We start from the raw sequence: 20078 nt of genomic DNA on the forward strand, positions 1-20078 counted from the left end.
CCTAGGCAGAGACTCCCCCTCGCTGCGCTCGGGCGCGGGCCGCTTCGCGGCCCGAAGCCGGCCCTTTGGGCCGGTTGGGCCTTCGCTTCGCTCTGGCCTAGGTAGAGATGCTGCCTCGCTGCGCTCGGCGCAGGGCCGCTTCGCGCCCCAAAGCTGGCCTTCCGGGCTGGTTGGGCCTCCGCTTCGCTCCGGCCTTGGGCAGGGACGCCTCCTCGCTGCGCTCGGAGGAGAGCCGCTTCGCGCCCCAAAGCCAGCCCTCTGGGCTGGTTGAACCTCCGCTTCGCTCCGGACCTAGGCAGAGATGCCGCCTCGCTGCGCTCGGCGCAGGACCGCTTCGCGGTCCGAAGCCGGCCCTTCGGGCCGGTTGGGCCTTCGCTTCGCTTCGGCCTAAGGAAAGATCCCCGCCTCGCTGCGCTCGGCGCAGCGCCGCTTCGCGGCCCAAGGCCGGCCCTCTGGGCCGGTTGGGCCTCCGCTTGGCTCCGGGCCTTGTGGAGAGGTGCCGCCTCGCTGCGCTCGGCGCAGGGGCGCTTCGCGCCCCAAGGCCGGCCCTTCGGGCCGGTTGTGCCTCCGCTTCGCTCCGGCCTAGGCAGAGACACCGCCTCGCTGCGCTCGGCCCTTGGGCCGCTTCGCTCTGGCCTCGGGGAGGGACTCGGCCTTGCTGTGCTTGAAGGAGCTCGGCTTCGCCTCCGAAAGCCGCCCTTTCGGGGCGTTGGGCCTCTGCTTCCTCCGACCTGGGAAAAGACCCCGCCTTGCTGCGCTCGGAGGAGCTCAGCTTTGTGGCCCGAAGCTGCCCTTTCGAGGTGGTTGGGCCTTCGCTTCGGCCTGAGGAAAGAGGCCGCCTCGCTGCGCTCGGCTTTGGGCTGCTCCGAGGCCAACCGGCCCTTCAGGCCAGTCGGCCCTCCGCTTCGCTCCGGGCTTGGGTAGAGCCTCCGCTTCGCTGCGCTCGCCACCGCAAGGCCGGAGGCCTAGAAGTCGGCCCTTCGGGCCGGTCTGGCCAAGACAGGCACCAGCCACCGCTTCGCGGTGGCTGGTCAGTTCGCTTCGCTCTCTGACCTGCGGGGAACCCGCTTCGTGGCTCCCGGGTGGGCTTCGCCCTGGGCGGGCCGCTGCGCTCCCCTGCTCCGGGCCGAGCTCTTGCCCCCTCCGCCCGGCACCTCCGCTGCTACCAGCCGCCCGCGAAGCGGGCCCGGGGCCAACGGGACAGGAATAGTGAGAAGCAGCTCTGACAAACCGTCTAAAGGCCTCTGAACTGGGCTGATCGCCGCGGATGTTCCCGGAGACGAACGGCGGCACAGGACCACACTCGCCTTCTGGTCCTCCCCGACTCCCCACCCAGCACGAAAACAGACCTGGCTGACGAACTGTTCGAGAAGTTCAGAACGTCGCCCCAACAGATTCAGAGGGCCTCACCCAGAACCACTGAATAGCGCTCGGATTCTCGTTCACCTGCTGCTGAAGAAGAAATCCGGGCTAGCCGTACAGGGGACTTGCCCGCCTTATATCCGAGTCACGCAACCTCAGACAGCAATCCGGCCGCCTCCGGCCACGACTCCGTGTGAAGCGTTCGCGGGTCCGCCCGCCAGCCACCTTGGCGGCCTTCTGATCAGGCACGAAACAGAAATTCGCGAGAGCTCGACCCCGGCGCCCGTAGATCTCACAGGTACCCCGATCCACCCCGCAGCCCGGCACCGTGCCGGCCCAACCGAAGGGACACAACCACCATGACCACCACCACAACCCAGACGACCGAGACCAGCGCTCGGGCCATCGAAACGAGCTCGCAGGAGCTCGCACGGCTGCGGCACCAGCGGCTCGTGCTCCTCCTGATGCTCACCTTCGCCCTCGCGATGCTCGGCACCATGCTGGCCGTCGGGGCAGCACTCTTCGTCCGGTGGGCGCCGGCTTGGGCGGACCCGTTCGCGGTCGGCGCCGCCACCCTCGCCGTGTTCCTGACCCTGGCACTGCCCGTCCTGCGGTACCTCTGGCGCCAGTAGGACACGCGGTACACGAGCCCGGCCCAAGCTGTGGAGGGGCTCGGTGTCGGGGATCTCGCTGCTGCGGACGATCGCCGGCGCATCCTCGCTGCCGAATGCTGCCTCTTCGTTCCTGTGCCGCGGTTTCCTAGCCGGCGCTGTGGGCGTTCAGGACGGCTGTCAGGTAGGGCATCGAGGTCGGGGCGCAGCCGATCAGCACCGTGGCTTCAGTGTCTCGGCACTCGGCCACCTGCCAGCCGTGCTGCACCAGGCGGGAATCCGTGCGGGTTCTCGGTCGGACCCGAACCAGCTGCCATCGGGCTGCGGGGAGTGGGCTTCGATGGAGGTCCCTGAACTCCGTCGGCGTGGCATGGAGCGTGGAGCCCGTGGCCCAGAGGAAGACCAACGCCTCATCTCGGCAGTACGGTCGGTCGCCGAGGACGCAGGCGACGAAATTCACCTCTGTCCCCTCCGTGAAAGCCCGGGCCTTCCTCTTGGCCCTGCGGCCCTCATGACCCCACGTCAGCAGACCGCCGAAAACGAGCTCCAGCAAGAAACCCAGCACGCGGCACCCCCGTCTGCTTCACCCTGCGGTTGGATCCAAGCAGGTGCGATCGAAGAGCGCACTCCTCCTTGAGGAGGAGTGCGGGACACGGTCCTCTGCGCGCGTGCAGGAGGCAGGATCTTCCCTGGTGGGGTGCTTCATTTTGGTGTGCGGATAGGTTCGGGAGCCCGGCCACGCTGCCGGGTGGCCCGCCCCGTGTCGGCCCGGGGCGGCCGGGTGGGGCAGGTCAGTAGCGGACCCAGAGGGTGGTGAGGTCCGGGCGGGCGGGGCCGAAGGGCTCGCAGAAGAAGACGGGGCCCCAGATGTTGTAGCCGGCCCGGCCGGCGGCCACGCATTCGGTGTACGAGGCGTGGTTGCTGCGCGCGTAGAAGCCGGTGCCGGGGACGGCCTCGGCGGTGCCCGCGGCGCCGAGCGCGAGGGCGCCGGCCGTGAGCGCTGTGGCGAGGGCGGCTGCTGTGCGGCGGTACATTGCATGTCCTCCTGAAAAATGCCGGGATGCCCGGCAGGGTGCCTGACGATGCGATGTGGTGCGGTAAGTGCGGGCTGCGCAGCCGGACATGAACGTACCGTCACGGACCAGGGCACACAATAGGTCTAGGCCAATCTGTCCTCCGGAGCGGAGAGGCTCACCACGTCACCGTGGCGCCGCTCCCGCGGCGCGGAGGGCGTCGATCGTTTCGGGGTGGGGGCCGGTCATCGCCCATTCGAGCGGGGTTCGGCCCGTGCCGTGATCTTCGCGGAGGTTGGGGTCGGCGCCGTGGGCGAGCAGGGCCCGGACGGTCTCGGTGTGGCCCCAGCAGGCGGCCGCGCACAGGGGTGTGCCTTCCGTGCCGCGTCCGCTCTCGGTGTCGGGCAGGGCTCCGGCCGCCAGCAGGCGCAGGACGTTGTCGGTCGCTCCGTTGACCGATGCCGCGTAGAGGGGTGTGGTGCCTTCGGAGTCGGTGGTCCGCGGGCAGGCTCCGGACCGCAGCAGCTCGGTGACGCGGGTGGGGTCGCCGAACATCGCCGCCTCGACGAGGCGCTTGGACAGTTTCTTCTGCCGTCGTCTGTTCACGGGCGCTCAGGCTAGTCGACGGGTACCGGGCACCGGTCCGGTCACGTGCCGGCCGTCGAGCTGGGGGGAGGCGCGATCGGGTCGGGTGTCCGCTGCGCCTGGTGGTGGTTGGCGATCAGCACCAGCGCGACCAGGGCCGCGACCGCCACCCAGCAGGCGGGGGCGCTCCAGCGTCCGTGCGGCCCGCGGCGGCGTACGAGGCCCGTGCGCGGTTCCGTGTGCCGTCGCGTGTGCATCCTGCCCTCCGTCCAGCGGCTACGTCTCTTCCGATCAGGTTCCCGGGGGCGGGGGAAGTTCGCTTACGTTCGCGGAAGTTCGGTGTCTTCGAGGCTCTGAACTGCGCGAATGCGCACGTGGCCCGGCGAACGAACGGTTCGGGGCGCAGCGTCTTCTCCGACCGTACCGCCCTGACGTTCCGGAAAGGGATCACCATGCATACCCGTGCCACTCATCGGGCCGCCGCGTTCTGGAGGAGGCTGCACGGCGGCGTCCGCCTGTTGTGCCTGCTCATGATCGGCGTCCTCGCCCTCGGGGTCGCCGCCAACGCCGCACCCGCCTCCGGCTCCAGGCGGTCGGCCCATGACGCCTCACCCGACCGCGTGGGCTCGCTGGTCTCGGCGGGGACCGAGGTGTACGCCCTGGCCCGCAACGGGACGGAGGTGTACAAGGCCACCCGGCAGGACTCCTGGGTGAAGATCAACGACGGTGTCCGGGAGATCCACGGCGGGCGCGCGGGGTTGTTCGCCGTACTGACCGGCAAGGGTGACATCGCCCGGTACGACGGGGGCAAGTGGGAGACGATCGGTGCTCCCGGGGCCGAGTTCGCCGTCACCGACGACGCGTTGTACGGGCTGTCCCTCGACCGGACCTCTCTGCACCGGTGGACCCGGGACGCCGGCTGGTCGACCGTCCGGCTTCCCGTCGAGGGTCGTGTCGAGCGCATCCACGGCGGTGGGGCCGGGCTGTTCGCCGTGCTGCCGGGCGGGAAGGAGGTCGCCCGGTACGCGGACGGCGCCTGGCGGACGGTCGGCGGCAACGGGGTCGAGCTCGCCGTCACCGGCAGCGCGTTGTACCGGCTCTGGGCGGACGGGTCCGTCGCCGAGTGGACGCCCGGGGGCGGCTGGCAGAACATCGCCGACCGGATGCAGCACCTGTACGGCGGTGGTGAGGCGTTGTTGGCGACCGCCCCGGGGAGCGGCGTCGTGAGCCGGTTCGATGCGGGCACGCGGAAGTGGAGTGTGGTGGGTGGACCCGGCGAGTCCTTCGCCGGCACGTCCGACGGGTGGGTGTACGGAGTCTGGCCCGGCGGCGCCGGGGTGTCGCGCCGTGGCCTGCTCGGCGACTGGTTCGCGATGCCCAGGCTCACCGATCCCGGTCCGGCGCTGCCCGCCGAGCAGAAGGTGCGACGGCTGAACGAGCTGACGGAGCCGGGTGACAAGGCCACGGTCGCCTGGATTCGGGCGCGGAGCAGTCACCTCGCCGGCGAGCCCGACCCGTACGCCTTCCGCTGGGAGAAGACCGAGTGCAACGTGATCGGGAACTCCCTGCACACGTTCGGGATCGAGTTCGAGTCCGCGTGTGCCCGCCACGACATCGGCTACCGGGGCTACCGCGACGCACTGGGTGAGGAGGGCTTCCGCAAGGGTGTCGCGGGGGTCACCGGGGTCGGCATCGCCGGCCCGAAGAACCGGGTGGACGAGGTGTTCAAGCAGGACCTGTACCGGGCGTGCGCCAACGGGCCCGAGCGCGGCGGCCGGTACGGCGGTCCGCCGAAGTCTCCGGGCTACGACTTCGCGTGCCGGCAGGCGGCCGACAAGGTGTGGTTCGCCGTGGTGGCCCTCGGCTGACCGACGGCGGGGGTGTGGGGCGGGGGTGGGGCGGGCACGGGTCCGTCGCGCCCCCGCCGGCCGGTGTGGCGGGGGGCACCATGACGGGGTGCGGAGTGGTCGTCGGAACCCATGGGTGCTCCCCTCGGTCGCCCGGTCGTCAGCAGTGCCGATCGCCCGTGGGCCTTGGGGAGGCTACGGAGCGGGGGACTCCTCGATGTGTCGTTCCAGGCGCTCCTTCGCGGGGCGCGGATCGGCGAGGAGCCCGCGTGTGGTGCGGGCGACTTCCGCCAGCGCCGATGTGACGATCAGTGCCGCGAGGATCCTGAGCGGCCACCACCCCTGCTCCCACGCCGCCATGCCGCTGACGGCGACCAGCAACCACCAGAGCGCGGTCTTCCTGACCCACAGCTCGATCCAGTCCCCCACGACGCGCCTTCCCACTCCGTCGTCTCGGGCCGCGACGGGTACGGAGCAACTCTAGGCCGCCGCTCGACGGGGGTCGGACCGCCCCGGTGGGCCGGGGCGGTCCTCGTGCGGTGTCAGAGGGGGCGGACCTGTTCGGCCTGCGGGCCCTTGGGGCCCTGCGAGGTGGAGAACTCCACCCGCTGGTTCTCGTCCAACGACCGGTAGCCGGTGGAGTCGATCGCGGAGAAGTGGACGAAGACGTCCGGTGTGCCGTCGTCGGGGGCGATGAATCCGAAGCCCTTCTCCGCGTTGAACCACTTCACAGTTCCCTGAGCCATACCCGGGCCTTCCCCGTCAGGAGCCGGCGTCTGCTCGCGCCGGTTCGCAGCGCTGATCCTCCCCCGCCCCCTCGGGGCCGAAACGGGCGGATGGCGCGAGGGCCGTCGTGCCCTCGCCGGTGTCGTGGTCGCCCGTGCGCGCGTACGCGATGTCGGTGCGGGCGTTGTCCACGTGGAGGTGGAGGCGTCCGTCGTCCGGGCAGCGCAGGACGACGGTGAGGGTCCGGGTGCGGTGGTCCTCGGTGAGGAGGCGGGCGATGGCGACTTCGAACACGCGGTGGCCGTCGGGGCAGTGGGTGGAACCCGCGGGCGCGGTGGAGGGGTGGAGGGTCCAGGGGAACTGGCCCGGGAAGCCCTCCTGGACGCCGTCCGGTACGCCCATGGGGAGGCAGCAGCCGAAGCAGAAGAGCTCGCCGTACGCCGCCTCGAACTCGTCGGCTTCACACCAGCGGCACACGAGGCGCAGGACGTCGAACGGGGCGTGGGGGGCGTCGGTGCGGGCCGCGCGCTCGGCCAGCGTCAGGAGGGCGGCGTGCCCCTCGGGCCCGGTCCGCGGTCCCTCGCTCCATGTGCCCGTGTCCCCCATGAAGCCGATCCTCGCACGTCAGGCCTGTACGTTGCGCATCATCCGTCGCAGGACCTTCAGGGTGGTGACGTAGTCGGCGTCGTCGATGCCCTCGTGGATGGCCTCGCGGATCGCGGGGCTGTGCCGGGAGAGGTCGACGCGGGCGCTCTCGCCCCGCTCGGTGATCGACAGCCGGCCTTCGGCGTCCCGGGTGAGCCAGCCGCGCTCCACGAGCGGTCCGGCCTCCGCCTCCAGGTCGTCCTCGGCCCTGAGGTAGGAGCTCATCGCCTCGTGGAGTTCGGCGATCGTCCTGCCCGGGCCGTGGGGGTGGAGGTCGTTCGGGGAGAGGTTGCGCAGCAGCCAGAACTGGGGCTGGGTGAAGCCGTGTTCGGCCTGGCGGGCTCGGGTGAAGGCGATCAGGGCCTCGTAGGCCATGCCGGTCCAGTAGGCGGCGGGCTGGGCGGCGAGCTGCGCGTCGGTCAGGGGCGCTTCGGTCAGGTGCGTGTTCGTCATGTGAGGTCTTCTCCCCCGGGCCGTTCTTCGCTGGTGGGATGAACGTATGACCTTGAGTTTGGTTGAGGTCAAGGGGGTGGGGTGGGGGCGGGGTCAGATGTGGGCGGGGAGTTCGATGAGCGCGGTGGTCGGGCCCGCGGGCGGGCTGTCGAGGGTCAGGGTGCCGTCGACGGCGGTGAGGCGTTCGCGCAGGCCCGCGAGGCCGGTGCCGGCTCCGATGCGGGCGCCGCCGACTCCGTCGTCGTGGACGCGCAGGCGCAGCCGGCCCGCAGTGAGTTGCGCGTGGACGGAGGCCCGGGTCGCGCCGCTGTGCTTGCTGATGTTCGTGAGAAGTTCGGCCACGCAGAAGTACGCCACGCGCTCGATCACCGCGTCGGGCCGTTCGGCGACGTCCACCTTCAGGGCGACCGGTACGCCGGCCTGGGACGTGAGGCGGGGCAGGGCGTCGGCGAGGCCCAGGTCGAGGGCGGCGGGGCTGATGCCGTCGATGAGGCGGCGCAGTTCGGCGATGGCCGCGTCGGTCTGGGTGCGGGCGCGGGCGACGAGTGCGCGGGTGCGGTCGGTGGGCGGGGCCTCGCCTTCGAGGGTGTCGGCGTCGAGGGTGTCGGCGGTCAGCGACAGGGTGATGGCGATGGCGACGAGTTGTGCCTGCGTGCCGTCGTGCAGGTCCCGTTCGACCTGGCGCAGGCTGCGGGCGCCTTCGGTGAGGGCGGTGCTGCGGGCCCGTTCGAGGGTGTGGACGCGTCGTTGGGCGGTGGTGGGGCCCAGCAGGGTGCGGGCGAGGCGGCGGTGGGCGTGCAGGACGGCGCGGGCCGCGAACGGGGTGACGGTCAGGGCGATCAGAGCGGCCAGGAGGGTGGCCGCGGCGGGGCGGGGCCCGGGGTGGGTGGTCAGGACCCACACGAGGGACCAGACGGCGGCCACGGGCAGGCCGACGGTGGCGGCGAGGGCGAGGACGTCGAGCGGGAAGCGGAGCATCAGGTACAGCACGGCGCGCCAGGCGGTCGTGTCGGTGAGGCTGTCGCGGATCCAGCGGATCCGGCGGTTCCCGCCCGGGGCGGCGGGCGGGATCGCGGGGGCTTCGACCGGCTCGTCGAGGAGGGCGCGGATCAGCCGGGCGTGGGCGCGGCCGAGGTGGCGGGCGCCCCGGAGGCCGACGGCGAGGAGGGGCAGCCCGATCAGGGTCAGCGAGAGCAGGCCGCCGACGTAGAGGACGGCCAGGACGTAGACGATGCCGAGGAGGGACAGGGGCAGGCCGGCGAGGGCGTACGCGAGCGTGGCGGGGCGCGGCGTGCGCCGGGCGGGGGTGGGTGAGGGGGCGGTGGCGGGTGGGGGTGCGAGGTCGGGTGCGGCGGCGGGGGCGGGCGCGGCGGCGGGTGGGGGTGTGGTCATGCGGCGGCCGCGGCCGAGACGGGGGGTGCGGAGGTGGCCTTCAGGCCGGTGAGGAGGATCGTGGCGGCGGTCAGCGCCATCACGCCCAGGACCAGGGTGGCGGAGGTTCCGGGGGCGACCGTGGGGAGGGCGCCGTCGGTGGCGGCCACCGCGAAGGCGACGGCGGGGGGTGCGGCGACCAGGAGCCCGAGGAGCACTCCCGCCAGGGCGGTCAGGGTGGCTTCCGCGCCGAGCATGCGCAGCAGTTGGCGTCGGGTGGCTCCGATCAGGGTGAGCAGTGCGTACTCGCGGCGCCTGGCGGCGGTCAGCGAGACGAGGGTGTTGACGGTGGCGACGGTGCCGAAGCCGGCGAGCATGGCGAGTTCCACTCCGCGCAGCCAGACGTCGCTCTCGGCGTACGCCCCCGGCGGGGCGACCTCGCGCAGGGTTCCCGTGATGGCGGCGAACGTCGTCGAGAGCCCGACCAGCAGGGTGATCGGTACCACGGCGGAGGACAGCCGGTGGGCGTGGCCGCGCAGGTTGTCGGCGGCGAGCCGGCCGCCGGCGTCGCCGCGGTGGCGGCTGCCCGTCAGCCGGAACGGCAGGCCGAGCAGGACCATCGCGAAGCGGGCCAGGAAGGGGCCGAGGAGTCCGACGGCGACCAGGAGGAGCAGCGAGGTGAGGAGGGCGGCCTGGGCGGCCTTGTCCAGGGGCTGTCGGGCGGTGAACGCGCACAGGAAGCCGGCGCCGGCGAGGACGAGCGTTCCCGCGACGGCGCGGAGCGGGCCCGATCGGCCCTGTTCGGCGGCCGTTTCGGCGGCGGCCTCGGAGGGCCTGCCGCGGACGGCGCGCCGGGCGGCGAGGCTCGCGGCGCCGACGGCGACGAGGAGGGTGGCCGCGGTCGCGATCAGGGCGGGGAGCGGCGAGGAGGGCAGGCCGGCGGTGGCGGGGGCCAGGCCGCGGGCGGCGAGGGCGGTGAGGAAGGCGTCCGCGCCCTGGACGCCGAGGGCCCAGGCCGGTGGTGAGACGAGCAGGGTCATCAGGAGCACCTGGCACCTGACGAGCCGTTTGACCTGGGCAGGGGTGGCTCCGGTGGTTCGCAGGAGGGTCATGTCGCGGGCTTGCCGGCGCAGGGAGAAGCCGAGGGTGTTCACGACGACGAACAGGGTCATCAGCATCGCGATCTCGCCGAACGCCCCGCCGATCATCGCGAGGCGGCCGTCGCCGCCGCCGGCGACGGCCGTGGCGATGAGGGAGGCGAACAGGGTGATGACGGTGACGGAGAGCAGGAGGGCGGTGGCGGGGCCGGCGAACGACGCGGGCCGGGCGCGCAGGGTTCCCAGGGCGAGCCTCAGCATGCGAGCCCGCTCAGCTTGTCGGCGACCTGTGCGGCGGTGGGGCGCAGGAGTTCGTCGACGAGGAGGCCGTCGGCGAGGACGACGACGCGGTCGGCGAAGCTCGCCGCGAAGGGGTCGTGCGTCACCATCACGCAGGTGCGGCCCTCGGCGTCCACGCGCTCGCGCAGCAGGCGCAGGACGTCCCTGCCGGTGGAGCGGTCGAGGGCGCCGGTCGGTTCGTCGGCGAAGAGGACGGGCGGACGGGCGTACAGGGCGCGGGCGACGGCCACGCGTTGTTGTTGCCCGCCGGAGAGGCGGCCGGGGCGCTCCCCGCCGCGGTCGGCCAGGCCGACCTGTGCGAGGGCGGCGGTGACGGCGGCCCGGTCGACGCGGGTGCCGGCGAGGCGGGCGGGGAGGGCGACGTTCTCCTCGACGGTCATGGCCGGCATCAGGTTGTACGACTGGAAGATGAACCCCGCCTCGGTACGCCGCAGGCGCGCGAGGCGTCGTTCGGGCAGGGCGGTGATGTCCGTCGGGCCCCAGTGGACGGTGCCGGTCGTGGGGCGGTCCATGCCGGCGACGCAGTGCAGCAGGGTCGACTTGCCCGAGCCGGAGGGGCCCATCACCGCGGTGAACGTACCGGGGGCGAAGGTGATGTCCACGCCGCGCAGGGCGTGGACCGCGTCGCGGCCGCGGCCGTGGGTGCGGTGCAGGTTCCGGGCGTGGAGGGCGGGGACCGGTCGCGGGGCGCCGGCGTCGGGCCCGGTGCGGGGGGCCGCGTGGGAGGCGGTGCGGGGGGCGGTGCGGGTGGTGGCTTCGGTGCTCGGTGACATGCTTCGATTCTCGAAGGCGCGGTGCGGGCGGACCATCGTGCCACCGCCCGTCTTCGGGGTTCGGATATCCGCCCCCCTGGGGGTGGACGTCAGGGTCCGACCTCGCGCAGGTAGGCGACGACGGCCTTGACGCGGCGGTTGTCCGCGTCGGTCGGCGGCAGGTCGAACTTGGTGAACACGGACGCCGCGTGCTTCTCCACGGACCGCTCGGAGACGACGAGGAGCGCCGCGATGGAGCGGTTGGAGTGGCCCTGGGCCATCAGGTCCAGGACTTCGCGTTCGCGGGCGGTCAGCCGGTCGAGCGGGCGCGTACCGCTGTTCAGCATGCGGCTGACGATCTCCGGGTCGAGGGCCACCCCTCCGGCGGCCACCCGGCGCAGGGCGTCGAGGAAGTCGGCGGTGGCGGCGACGCGTTCCTTGAGCAGGTAGCCGATCCCGGAGGCGTCGCCGGCCAGGAGGCGGGCCGCCCAGGACGGTTCGGCGTGTTGGGAGAAGACGAGGACGCCCACGTCGGGCTGGTCGGCGCGGAGCCGGACCGCGGCGCGGATGCCCTCGTCGGTGTGGGTCGGCGGCATGCGGATGTCGACGACGGCGACGTCGGGGCGGTGTTCGGCGGCGGCGGCGAGCAGTTCGTCCGCGTCGCCCGCGGTGGCGAGGACCTCGCAGCCGCGGGCGGTCAGCAACTCCACCATGCCTTCACGGAGGATCACCGAATCCTCGGCGATGATCACTCTCACGGCACGCTCCCCTGGTCACCGAACAGGTGATCCATTCAATCAGAGCGCGGACCGGGGTTCGGGGTCGGGCTCGGGTTCGGCAGGGGATTGCCCGCGCAGGAGGCGTCGGCGGCCGGCAGGCGGCCCCGCAGGAGGTGGTCCTCGACGTACGCGTCCACGCACGCGTTGCCGTTCTGGTGGTTGCCGTGGTCGCCGCCTTCGACGGTGATCAGCCGAGACCCCGGCAGGGCGCGGTGCGCGCCCAGGGCGCTCTCGTAGTGGGTCGCGGGGTCGCGTCGGGAGTTCAGCAGGAGGACGGGCGGTGCTCCCGCGGGGCCGCGTCCGCCGGGCCCGGTGGCGGGGTCGGGCCGGGTGGGGTGGTGGTCGGCGGGGCGGGGCCAGGCGGCGCAGATCGACGCGAACGTCAACTCGCGCGCTCCGGCGAGGGGATGCGTACGGGTGTCGGCGGCGCTCTTGTCGATCCAGTGGCGGGTGTCGCGCGTCCAGGGGTCGTCCGCGCAGACGTAGGAGAAGAAGGCCGCGGCGAAGTCGGCCGCCATCGGGTGGCGGAGCTTGCCGGCGAGGGCCTTGCGGACGCCGGGGTCGGCGGTGTCCGGGTCCCTCAGGACGCCGAGGAGGAGGGCCAGGTCGGGGAAGCTCGCGCCGTTGTAGACGAGGCTCGCGGCCGCCGCGTCGAGGTGGTTGGCGGTGACGACGGTGCCTTCGAGGTCGAGCGGGTGGGCGCTGAGCGCCGCGCGGATCCGCTCGAAGGAGGCGCCCGTCTCGGCGGGGGTGCGGCCGTGGTGGTACGTGGCGTCGTGGGCGGCCAACCACGGCAGGAAGTCCTGGTCGAAGCGGCGTTGGAAGCTGAGGGGCTGTCCCGTCATGAACCGTTCCCAGGTGCCGGAGGGGTCGATGACGCTGTCGAGGACGACGCGGTCCACGCGGTGCGGGAAGCGGTCGGCGTAGCGGGCGCCGAGCAGGCTCGCGTACGAGGGTCCGTAGTAGGAGATCCGGTCGACGCCGAGGAGGGAGCGGTAGAGGTCCAGGTCGCGCGCGGCCTGGTCGGTGGTGAGGTACGGCAGGAGTGCGCCGGAGGCGCGCCGGCAGTCCCGTACGAAGGCGTGGGCGCGGGCGACGGTGTCGCGTACGGCCCGGGGCGAGCGGTCGCGCAGGTCGCCGCTGGTGAACAGGGCGTCGACGGCGGCCTGGTCGGCGCAGGCCACGCGGGTGCTCGCGCCGATGCCGCGCTGGTCGAAGCCCGCGATGTCGTAGGCGGCGGCCAGGTGGGGTGCGTACGAGGCCAGGCCGGCGGGGCGGGCGAGGCCGGAGGCGCCGGGACCGCCGGCCGCCACGACGAGGACGCCGCGTCGTGCGGCCGGGTCGGTGGCGCGCAGGCGGGACACGGCGAGGGTGAGGGAGGGGCCGGAGGCGGGCCGGTTCCAGTCGCGGGGCACCGCCATGGCGGCGCATTCCAGGGCGGTGGTGGGCGGGCCGGGGGCGCAGGGGGCCCAGTGGAGGCGTTGGTGGGCGTAGCGGGCGGGGACGGGGGGCGCGGCGGCGGCCGGGTGCGTGGGGGCGGCGGTCGCGGGTGGGGCGGGGAGGGTGAGCAGGCCGATGAGGGCGAACACGGTGAGCAGGGTGAGACGGGCGCGGAGGGTGAGACGGGCGCGCGGGGCGGGCGGGGTCGGTCGTGCGGGATTGCTGAGGGCGTGCATGCGGAGTCGGCCTCCCCGTGGGAGCGGATGCGGTCGCTCCCAGCCTGTCGGCCGCGCCGGCCGGTCACGATCCCCCTGGGGCCCGTCCGCGGGGTGGTGCCGGTGCCACCCCGGGGCCCCGAGGGGGTGCGGTCACTCCGTGCGCAGGGCGGCCAGGCGCTGCTCGAAGGGCACGATCCCGAAGCCGGCCGACGCGTCCACCGAGGTGATCGCGCCGGTCGTCGAACGGGGGGCGATCGCGGCGGTGGTGTCCACGTCCGGGGCGGTGTCCCGGGGGGTGGGGACCGCAACCGGGGTCGGGGTGGGGGCGGTGCGGGTGGTGGGGGCGGGGGCCGCGGGAGCGAGGAAGCTCGCCAGTTCCGCGCCCGCGCGGGCGATCCGTCGGTCCAGGCCCTCGTCGCCCCAGTCCTCCGAGGCCGCGTACACGGCGGTCGGCGGTACGACCGCGCGCAGGTAGGTGAACAGCGGGCGCAGGGCGTGTTCGGTGACCAGGGAGTGGCGGGCCGTTCCGCCGGTCGCGCCGAGGAGGACGGGTTTGCCGGTGAGGGCGTCCTTGTCGATGACGTCGAAGAACGACTTGAACAGGCCGCTGTAGGAGCCCGCGAACACCGGTGTCACGGCGATCAGGCCGTCCGCGGCGGCCACCGCGTCGAGCGCGGCGGCCAGCCGGTCGGAGGGGAATCCGGTGACGAAGTGCCGGGCGATCTCCGTGGCGAGGTCGCGCAGTTCGATCACCTCGGGCTCGGCGTCGACGTGGTCGAGGGTCGCGGCCGCGAGGCGGTCGGCGAGCAGGCGGGTGGAGGAGGGCGAGCTCAGGCCCGCCGAGACGATGACGAGCTTCATGCCCGCGGCTCCCGCTTCGTGGTCTCCCGGGCCGCTTCCACGCGGGCCGAGTGGGTGGGCGCGTCCGGTACGCCGGCCGGGCGCAGGTTCGCGAACTCCTTGCGCAGGACCGGTACGACCTCTTCGCCGAGGAGGTCGAGCTGCTCCAGGACGGTCTTCAGGGGCAGGCCGGCGTGGTCGACGAGGAACAGCTGGCGCTGGTAGTCGCCGGCGTAGTCCCGGAAGGACAGGGTGCGCTCGATGACCTCCTGCGGCGAGCCGACGGTCAGGGGCGTCTGGGAGGTGAACTCCTCCAGGGAGGGGCCGTGCCCGTACACCGGCGCGTTGTCGAAGTAGGGGCGGAACTCGCGCACCGCGTCCTGGGAGTTGCGGCGCATGAACACCTGGCCGCCGAGGCCGACGATGGCCTGCTCGGGGGTGCCGTGTCCGTAGTGGGCGTAGCGCTCCCGGTAGAGGTTGACCATCTGTCGGGTGTGGGAGGCCGGCCAGAAGATGTTGTTGTGGAAGAAGCCGTCGCCGTAGTACGCGGCCTGCTCGGCGATCTCCGGGGAGCGGATGGAGCCGTGCCACACGAAGGGCGCGACGCCGTCCAGCGGGCGCGGGGTGGAGGTGAAGGACTGCAGCGGCGTACGGAACTTGCCCTTCCAGCTGACGACGTCCTCGTCCCACAGGCGGCGCAGGAGGGCGTAGTTCTCGATGGCGAGGTCGATGCCGTCGCGGATGTCCTTGCCGAACCAGGGGTAGACCGGGCCGGTGTTGCCGCGGCCCATCATGACGTCGACGCGGCCGTCCGCGATGTGCTGGAGCATCGCGAAGTCCTCGGCGATCTTCACCGGGTCGTTGGTGGTGATCAGGGTGGTCGAGGTGGAGAGGATCAGCTTCTCGGTGCGGGCGGCGATGTAGCCGAGCATCGTGGTCGGCGAGGACGGGACGAACGGCGGGTTGTGGTGCTCGCCGGTGGCGAAGACGTCGAGGCCGACCTCCTCGGCCTTCTGCGCGATGGCGAGCATCGCCTTGATGCGCTCGTGCTCGCCGGGTGTGCGTCCGGTCGTCGGATCGGGCGTGACGTCGCCGACGGTGAAGATTCCGAACTGCATGGCTCCCCATTCCCAAGATTGTTTACAATTCAACTATACCCCGGAACGGAAGGGCCGGGCGACGCATTCCCGGGACGGGCCCGGAGGGGGTGACGCGACAGGCCCCCGTCCGGTCGGACGGGGGCCTGTCGGTCGGACGGGGGCCTGGCGGGCGAACGGGTCTCACTGGCGGGCGCGGCGGGCCGGGCGGGGGGCTTCGGCCGGTGCGTCCAGGGGGCCCTCGGCGAGGGAGGCCAGCGCGCGCAGGAGGGTCTCGCGGTCGGCGGGGGCGAGGGAGGCCAGCGCCTCGGCGTGCACCTCGTCTACGATGCGCCGGCTCGTGACGCTGAGGGCCGCCCCCTTCTCGGTGACCGAGATGATGCGGGCGCGGCGGTCCTTGGTGGAGGGGCGCCGTTCGGCCAGGCCCGCCTTCTCCAGGGCGTCGACCGTGACGACCATCGTCGTCTTGTCCATGTCGCCGATCTCGGCCAGTTGGATCTGGGTCCGCTCCTCCTCCTGCGCGTGAACGAGGACGCAGTGCATGCGTGCGGTGAGTCCGATCTCCCCCAGGGCCGCCGCCATGCGGGTGCGCAGGGCGCGGCCGGTGTGGTCCAGGAGGAAGGAGAGGTCGGGCTGGGTTCGGGTGGACGCCATAGCGGTCATGCGTCGAGTCTAACAATTCGATCCGTTGAATATCGTCTGCAACGAAACCATCTGCTACGGTCTCACTCAGTTGCCCGCCGACCGCTCTGGCGATGCCTCGAACGGAGAGTCCTGTGCCCGCTGTTGCCCCCGCCTCCCCCGCGACCGGGGAAGTCCCCGCCTCCTCACCCGCGCCCTCACCCGCGTCCCCGTCGATCCCTGTTGCCGCTGTCACGGCTCCCGGGGCCGGGGCCCGCGGGCTGCGCTCGCGCTGGACCGCCCTCGGCGTGCTCTCCACCGGCATGCTGATGACGGTCCTCGACGGCAGCATCGTCACCGTCGCGATGCCCGCCATGCAGGACGACCTCGGGTTCACGCCCGCCGGGTTGAGCTGGGTCGTCAACGCCTACCTGATCGCCTTCGGCAGCCTGTTGCTGCTGGCCGGCCGACTGGGCGACCTGATCGGACGCAAGCGCGTGTTCCTGGCGGGGACGGTGGTGTTCACGGCCGCCTCGGTGCTCGCCGGGTTCGCCGGCTCCCCCGCCCTGCTGATCGCCGCCCGGTTCCTCCAGGGCATCGGCAGCGCGATGGCCTCCGCGGTCGGACTGGGCATCCTGATCACCCTGTTCACCGAAGCCCGCGAACGCGCCAGGGCCATCGCCGTCTTCTCCTTCACCGGGGCGGCCGGGGCCTCCCTGGGCCAGGTGTTCGGCGGTGTCCTCACCGACGGGCTCGGCTGGCACTGGATCTTCTTCATCAACCTCCCCATCGGGCTCGCCGCCCTGCTCCTCGCCCTGCCCGCGCTCCCCGCCGACCGGGGCCCGGCGAAGGGCGCCGGGGCCGACGTACTCGGTGCGCTGCTGGTCACCGCGGGGCTGATGCTCGGCATCTACACGGTGGTCGAGGTGGAGCGGTACGGCTGGGCCTCCGCGCACACCCTCGGCCTCGGGGTGCTCACCCTGGCCCTGCTGGCCGGCTTCGTCCTGCGCCAGTCACGGGCGCGCACCCCGCTGATGCCGCTGCGGATCCTGCGTTCGCGCACCGTCGTCGGCGCGAACCTGGTCCAGATGCTGATGGTGGCCGCGCTGTTCTCCTTCCAGGTGCTCGTGGCGCTCTACCTCCAGAAGGTCCTGGGCTACGGGGCCGCCGCGACGGGCCTGGCGATGCTGCCGGCCGCCGTCGTGATCGGCGCGGTCTCGCTGGGCCTCTCCGCCCGCCTGGGCGCGCGGTTCGGTGACCGCAGGCTGCTCGTCGTCGGTCTCGCCCTGCTCGTCCTGGCGCTCGGCCTGCTGACCCGGCTGCCGGTGCACGCCTCCTACGTCTCCGACCTGCTGCCGGTGATGCTGCTCGCCGCGAGCTTCGGCCTGGCCACGCCCGCGCTCACGAACCTGGCCATGTCCGACGCCGGGGAGGAGGACGCGGGGCTCGCCTCGGGCCTGTTCAACACCACCCAGCAGATCGGCATGGCGCTCGGCGTGGCCGTACTGTCCACCCTCGCCGCCTCCCGCACCCGGACCCTGGCCGCCACGGGCCGCGACGCGGCCGAGGCCCTCACCGGCGGCTACCACCTGGCGTTCGCCACGGGTACCGGCCTGTTGGTCGCCGCGATCGCGCTGACCGGGATCCTGCTGCGGGAGCGGGGGTCGCGCGATGCCTGACGGTGCGGGGCCGGGGGCGGGGCCTGGGCCGAGCCCGGGTCCGGGCCCGCGGCCCGCACCGTCGTTCCCGGGGCGTGGTCGATCCCGGGGTGGCGCGTGCGGGTCACAGGGTGTGGGCGGTGATGTCGCCGTAGGCGGTGGTGGCGTGGATGTCGAGGGCCGCGCCGGAACCGGTGGTGTTGGCCAGGGCGTTGTGGACGCGGCCGTAGGAGGTGCCGGCGTCGAGGGTGGCCGAGACGCCCGCCGCCGCGCCGACGGTGATCGCACCGTGTTCGGTGCGCAGGTTCACCGCCCCGCGCACGGCCTCGGCGACGTGGAGGTCGCCGTGGCGGGTGGTGAGGGTGGCCGGGCCGTCGAGGCGACCGATGCGGATGTCACCGGCCTCCAGACCCACCCGGGCCCCCGCGACCTCCTCCAGGTCGACGCGGCCGTGGGCGGACTCGACGACGACCTCGCCCAACCGGCCCACCCCGCGCACCTCGGCGCTCGCCGTCCGGGCCTCGACCCGGGAGCCGGCCGGCAGGTGCACGGTCACCTCGACCTCGCCCGCGTCCTCGCCGAAGAGGCCCTTGCCGGACTTCTCGGCCCGGACGCTCAGGATCCCGTCGGCGTACTCGACGCCCACCCGCTCGGCCGCCTTCACGTCACGCCCCTTCGACGCGTCCGCCGGCAGCACCTCGACCGAGACCTCGTCCCGCCCGACGGCCACGAACCGCACCCGACCCGCCGCGACCTCCAACACGGCGGTCACAACAGCGGCGGCGTCAGCGGTGGCAGCGGCGTCAACGGTGGTGGTGGTGAACTGCATGGTGTCTTCCCCTTCTCTCGCGGCGGGCACTCTCCGGCCCGCCGCTTTCCGATGAAGGAAAAGCTACGTTGCGTTCGAAGATTCGGCAACATATTCATTGCGTCGTATCCATGTTTACACAGTTCAAAGCAGGTATTTCGTTGCAACTAGTCGAGAGCTAACGCAATGAACTTACGTCAGGGGATTGCAATGAACTGTCAGTGAACGCTATTCGGTCGTTGTGAGGAGGTGGGGTTTCGGCGGCCGACCGAGGCCGCGGCTTGATGAACCAGGCGCCGAGGAAGGCGGCTGCCGCGAGGGCCGCGGCGATCAGGAAGGCGGCGTGGGTTCCCTCGGCGACGGCTTCCGCGTAGGCGGCGCGGACCTGTTCGGGCAGGGCGGCCAGGCTTTCGGCGGACAGTTGCGCGTGGCCTTCACCGCCGGCGGCATCGGCGCTCGGGGCCGCGCCCCGTACCCGGTCGGTGAAGCCGATGCCGGCGAGGGAGACGCCGAAGGAGCCGCCGATGGTCCGGCTCAGGGTGACCGTGGAGGAGGCCACGCCCAGGTTCATCGTCTCCACGCTCTCCATCGCGACCGAGAGGGTGACCTGCATCAGCAGGCCCAGTCCGGCGCCGAAGACGGCCATGGAGAGGCCGGTGGTCAGGCGGCTCGTGGTGGTGTCCATCAGCGAGAGGAGGAAGGCCCCCGCGAGCAGGAGCGCGCCACCGATGACGGCGTACAGCCTGAAGTCGCCGCGCTCGGCGATGAGTCGGCCGGCGAAGGTGTTGACGCCGACCAAGGCGAGCAGGAGGGGCAGCATCAGGATGCCGGCGCCGGCGGCGGAGGCGCCCTGGACGGTCTGCTGGTAGATCGGCAGGAAGGTCATCGCGGCGACCATCACGAAGCCGAAGAGGAAGGCGACGACGTTGGCCCGGCTGAAGTTGGCGCTGCGGAAGATGTCCAGGGGCAGGATGGGCGCTGCGGCCCCGCGCTCCACCGCGAGGAAGGCGGCGGTGCCCGCCACGGCGACGACCGCCAACCCGATGACGACGGGCGAGGTCCAGTCGTAGCGGGTGCCGGCCCAGGTGGTGATGAGGACCAGGGCGGTGATCACGGCGGTGAGCAGGGCCGCGCCCAGGTAGTCGACGGGGGCCTGCGCGCGCTTCTTCGGCAGGTGCAGACCCGTGGCGATCGCGAGGAAGACGATCAGCCCGAGGGGCACGTTGAGGTGGAAGCACCAGCGCCAGCCGAAGTGGTCGGTGAGGAAGCCGCCCGCGAGCGGGCCGCCGACCATGGCGGCGCCCATGACCGTGGAGGCCATGGCCTGGAACCTGCCCCGCTCGGCCGGGGTGATCAGCTCGCCGATGAGGGCGAGCGCGCCGACCATGAGGCCGCCCGCGCCCAGGCCCTGGAGCACGCGGAAGCCGATGAGTCGTCCCATCGACTGGGCCAGGCCGGCGACCACGGAGCCGGCCAGGAAGAGGCCGATGGAGGTGAGGAAGACGGTCTTGCGGCCGTACATGTCACCGAGCTTGCCCCAGACGGGGGTGGAGGCGGCGGTCGCGAGCATGTAGGCGGAGGCCACCCAGGACAGGTGTTCCAGGCCGCCCAGCTCGGCGACGATCGTCGGCATCGCGGTGCCGAGGATGAGGCTGTCGAGTGCCGCGAGGAGCATGGCCACCACCACGGCGCTCATCACGAGCAGGTGGCGAGGACGCGGGGGCGTGCCGGCGGGCGGGCCGCCCCGGGCGGGGTCGTGCGCCATGGTGGGTTCCTTTCGGACGGGATCAGTGCCGCGCCACCTCTCCTTACTTACTGACCGGACGGTAAGTAGAGTGGGCGACTGGGAAGCTAG

General features: G+C 72.7%; 20 protein-coding genes. 3 read left to right on the forward strand and 17 right to left on the reverse strand.

Features of this window, described 5'->3' with window-relative positions:
* Positions 1-1721: 1721 nt before the first annotated feature.
* Positions 1722-1994 (forward strand): hypothetical protein, encoded by a 273-nt coding sequence (locus tag AB0D01_RS35570; protein WP_363062780.1) that lies wholly within the window; start codon positions 1722-1724, stop codon positions 1992-1994.
* A 770-nt stretch (positions 1995-2764) separates the two neighbouring features.
* On the opposite strand, the gene AB0D01_RS35575 is transcribed toward AB0D01_RS35570, so the two are convergent.
* The 3 genes from AB0D01_RS35575 to AB0D01_RS35585 form a co-directional block, all read right to left on the reverse strand.
* Positions 2765-3007, reverse strand: coding sequence for a hypothetical protein (locus AB0D01_RS35575; RefSeq protein WP_363062782.1), 243 nt, complete (start codon positions 3005-3007; stop codon positions 2765-2767).
* A gap of 165 nt (positions 3008-3172) precedes the next feature.
* Complete coding sequence (locus AB0D01_RS35580; protein WP_363062784.1) at positions 3173-3592, reverse strand: ankyrin repeat domain-containing protein; 420 nt, start codon at positions 3590-3592, stop codon at positions 3173-3175.
* A 41-nt stretch (positions 3593-3633) separates the two neighbouring features.
* A complete protein-coding gene (locus AB0D01_RS35585; RefSeq protein ID WP_363062786.1) occupies positions 3634-3828 on the reverse strand; it encodes a hypothetical protein in 195 nt (64 codons plus the stop codon).
* Positions 3829-4023: 195 nt separating this feature from the next.
* On the opposite strand from AB0D01_RS35585, the gene AB0D01_RS35590 reads away from it, so the two are divergent.
* Positions 4024-5439 (forward strand): hypothetical protein, encoded by a 1416-nt coding sequence (locus AB0D01_RS35590; RefSeq protein ID WP_363062788.1) that lies wholly within the window; start codon positions 4024-4026, stop codon positions 5437-5439.
* A 174-nt stretch (positions 5440-5613) separates the two neighbouring features.
* Here the strand turns inward: AB0D01_RS35590 and AB0D01_RS35595 are convergent, their stop codons facing one another.
* The 12 genes from AB0D01_RS35595 to AB0D01_RS35650 form a co-directional block, all read right to left on the reverse strand.
* The gene (locus AB0D01_RS35595; RefSeq protein ID WP_363062790.1) at positions 5614-5847 is read right to left on the reverse strand and encodes a hypothetical protein; all 234 of its coding nucleotides are present in this window, start codon (positions 5845-5847) and stop codon (positions 5614-5616) included.
* A 113-nt stretch (positions 5848-5960) separates the two neighbouring features.
* Entirely contained in the window at positions 5961-6164 is a 204-nt protein-coding gene (locus AB0D01_RS35600; RefSeq protein WP_356883022.1) for a cold-shock protein, read from the reverse strand.
* A gap of 16 nt (positions 6165-6180) precedes the next feature.
* Positions 6181-6750, reverse strand: coding sequence for a hypothetical protein (locus AB0D01_RS35605; protein ID WP_363062792.1), 570 nt, complete (start codon positions 6748-6750; stop codon positions 6181-6183).
* A gap of 18 nt (positions 6751-6768) precedes the next feature.
* Positions 6769-7242 carry a MarR family winged helix-turn-helix transcriptional regulator gene (locus tag AB0D01_RS35610; protein ID WP_363062794.1) on the reverse strand — a complete coding sequence of 158 codons (474 nt, stop codon included), beginning with the start codon at positions 7240-7242 and terminating at the stop codon, positions 6769-6771.
* Between the two features lie 93 nt (positions 7243-7335).
* Positions 7336-8634 carry a sensor domain-containing protein gene (locus tag AB0D01_RS35615; protein WP_363062796.1) on the reverse strand — a complete coding sequence of 433 codons (1299 nt, stop codon included), beginning with the start codon at positions 8632-8634 and terminating at the stop codon, positions 7336-7338.
* Positions 8631-9971, reverse strand: coding sequence for an FtsX-like permease family protein (locus tag AB0D01_RS35620; protein ID WP_363062798.1), 1341 nt, complete (start codon positions 9969-9971; stop codon positions 8631-8633). Before AB0D01_RS35620 ends, AB0D01_RS35615 begins: the two co-directional genes overlap by 4 nt.
* A complete protein-coding gene (locus tag AB0D01_RS35625; protein WP_363062800.1) occupies positions 9965-10783 on the reverse strand; it encodes an ABC transporter ATP-binding protein in 819 nt (272 codons plus the stop codon). Before AB0D01_RS35625 ends, AB0D01_RS35620 begins: the two co-directional genes overlap by 7 nt.
* Positions 10784-10872: 89 nt before the next feature.
* Positions 10873-11514, reverse strand: coding sequence for a response regulator transcription factor (locus AB0D01_RS35630; RefSeq protein WP_363062858.1), 642 nt, complete (start codon positions 11512-11514; stop codon positions 10873-10875).
* 41 nt (positions 11515-11555) lie between these two features.
* On the reverse strand, positions 11556-13217 hold the full coding sequence (locus tag AB0D01_RS35635) for an alpha/beta hydrolase (protein ID WP_363062802.1): 1662 nt from the start codon (positions 13215-13217) through the stop codon (positions 11556-11558).
* A gap of 132 nt (positions 13218-13349) precedes the next feature.
* A complete protein-coding gene (locus AB0D01_RS35640; protein WP_363062804.1) occupies positions 13350-14060 on the reverse strand; it encodes a CE1759 family FMN reductase in 711 nt (236 codons plus the stop codon).
* Positions 14057-15157, reverse strand: a complete 1101-nt coding sequence (locus tag AB0D01_RS35645) for an LLM class flavin-dependent oxidoreductase (RefSeq protein ID WP_363062806.1) — start codon at positions 15155-15157, stop codon at positions 14057-14059. Before AB0D01_RS35645 ends, AB0D01_RS35640 begins: the two co-directional genes overlap by 4 nt.
* 162 nt (positions 15158-15319) lie before the next feature.
* Positions 15320-15799, reverse strand: coding sequence for a MarR family transcriptional regulator (locus AB0D01_RS35650; protein WP_363062808.1), 480 nt, complete (start codon positions 15797-15799; stop codon positions 15320-15322).
* Between the two features lie 239 nt (positions 15800-16038).
* Here AB0D01_RS35650 and AB0D01_RS35655 point away from each other — a divergent pair, with 239 nt between their 5' ends.
* The gene (locus AB0D01_RS35655) at positions 16039-17436 is read left to right on the forward strand and encodes an MFS transporter (protein ID WP_363062860.1); all 1398 of its coding nucleotides are present in this window, start codon (positions 16039-16041) and stop codon (positions 17434-17436) included.
* Positions 17437-17539: 103 nt separating this feature from the next.
* Here AB0D01_RS35655 and AB0D01_RS35660 read toward each other — a convergent pair whose 3' ends face one another.
* Together AB0D01_RS35660 and AB0D01_RS35665 are read right to left on the reverse strand one after the other, a co-directional pair.
* The gene (locus AB0D01_RS35660; protein ID WP_363062810.1) at positions 17540-18244 is read right to left on the reverse strand and encodes a DUF4097 family beta strand repeat-containing protein; all 705 of its coding nucleotides are present in this window, start codon (positions 18242-18244) and stop codon (positions 17540-17542) included.
* Positions 18245-18401: 157 nt separating this feature from the next.
* Positions 18402-19988: an MDR family MFS transporter gene (locus AB0D01_RS35665; protein WP_363062812.1), complete on the reverse strand. Its 1587-nt coding sequence runs from the start codon at positions 19986-19988 to the stop codon at positions 18402-18404.
* Positions 19989-20078: the final 90 nt, after the last annotated feature.

Source organism: Streptomyces sp. NPDC048606 (assembly GCF_040650855.1).
GTDB lineage: Bacteria > Actinomycetota > Actinomycetes > Streptomycetales > Streptomycetaceae > Streptomyces.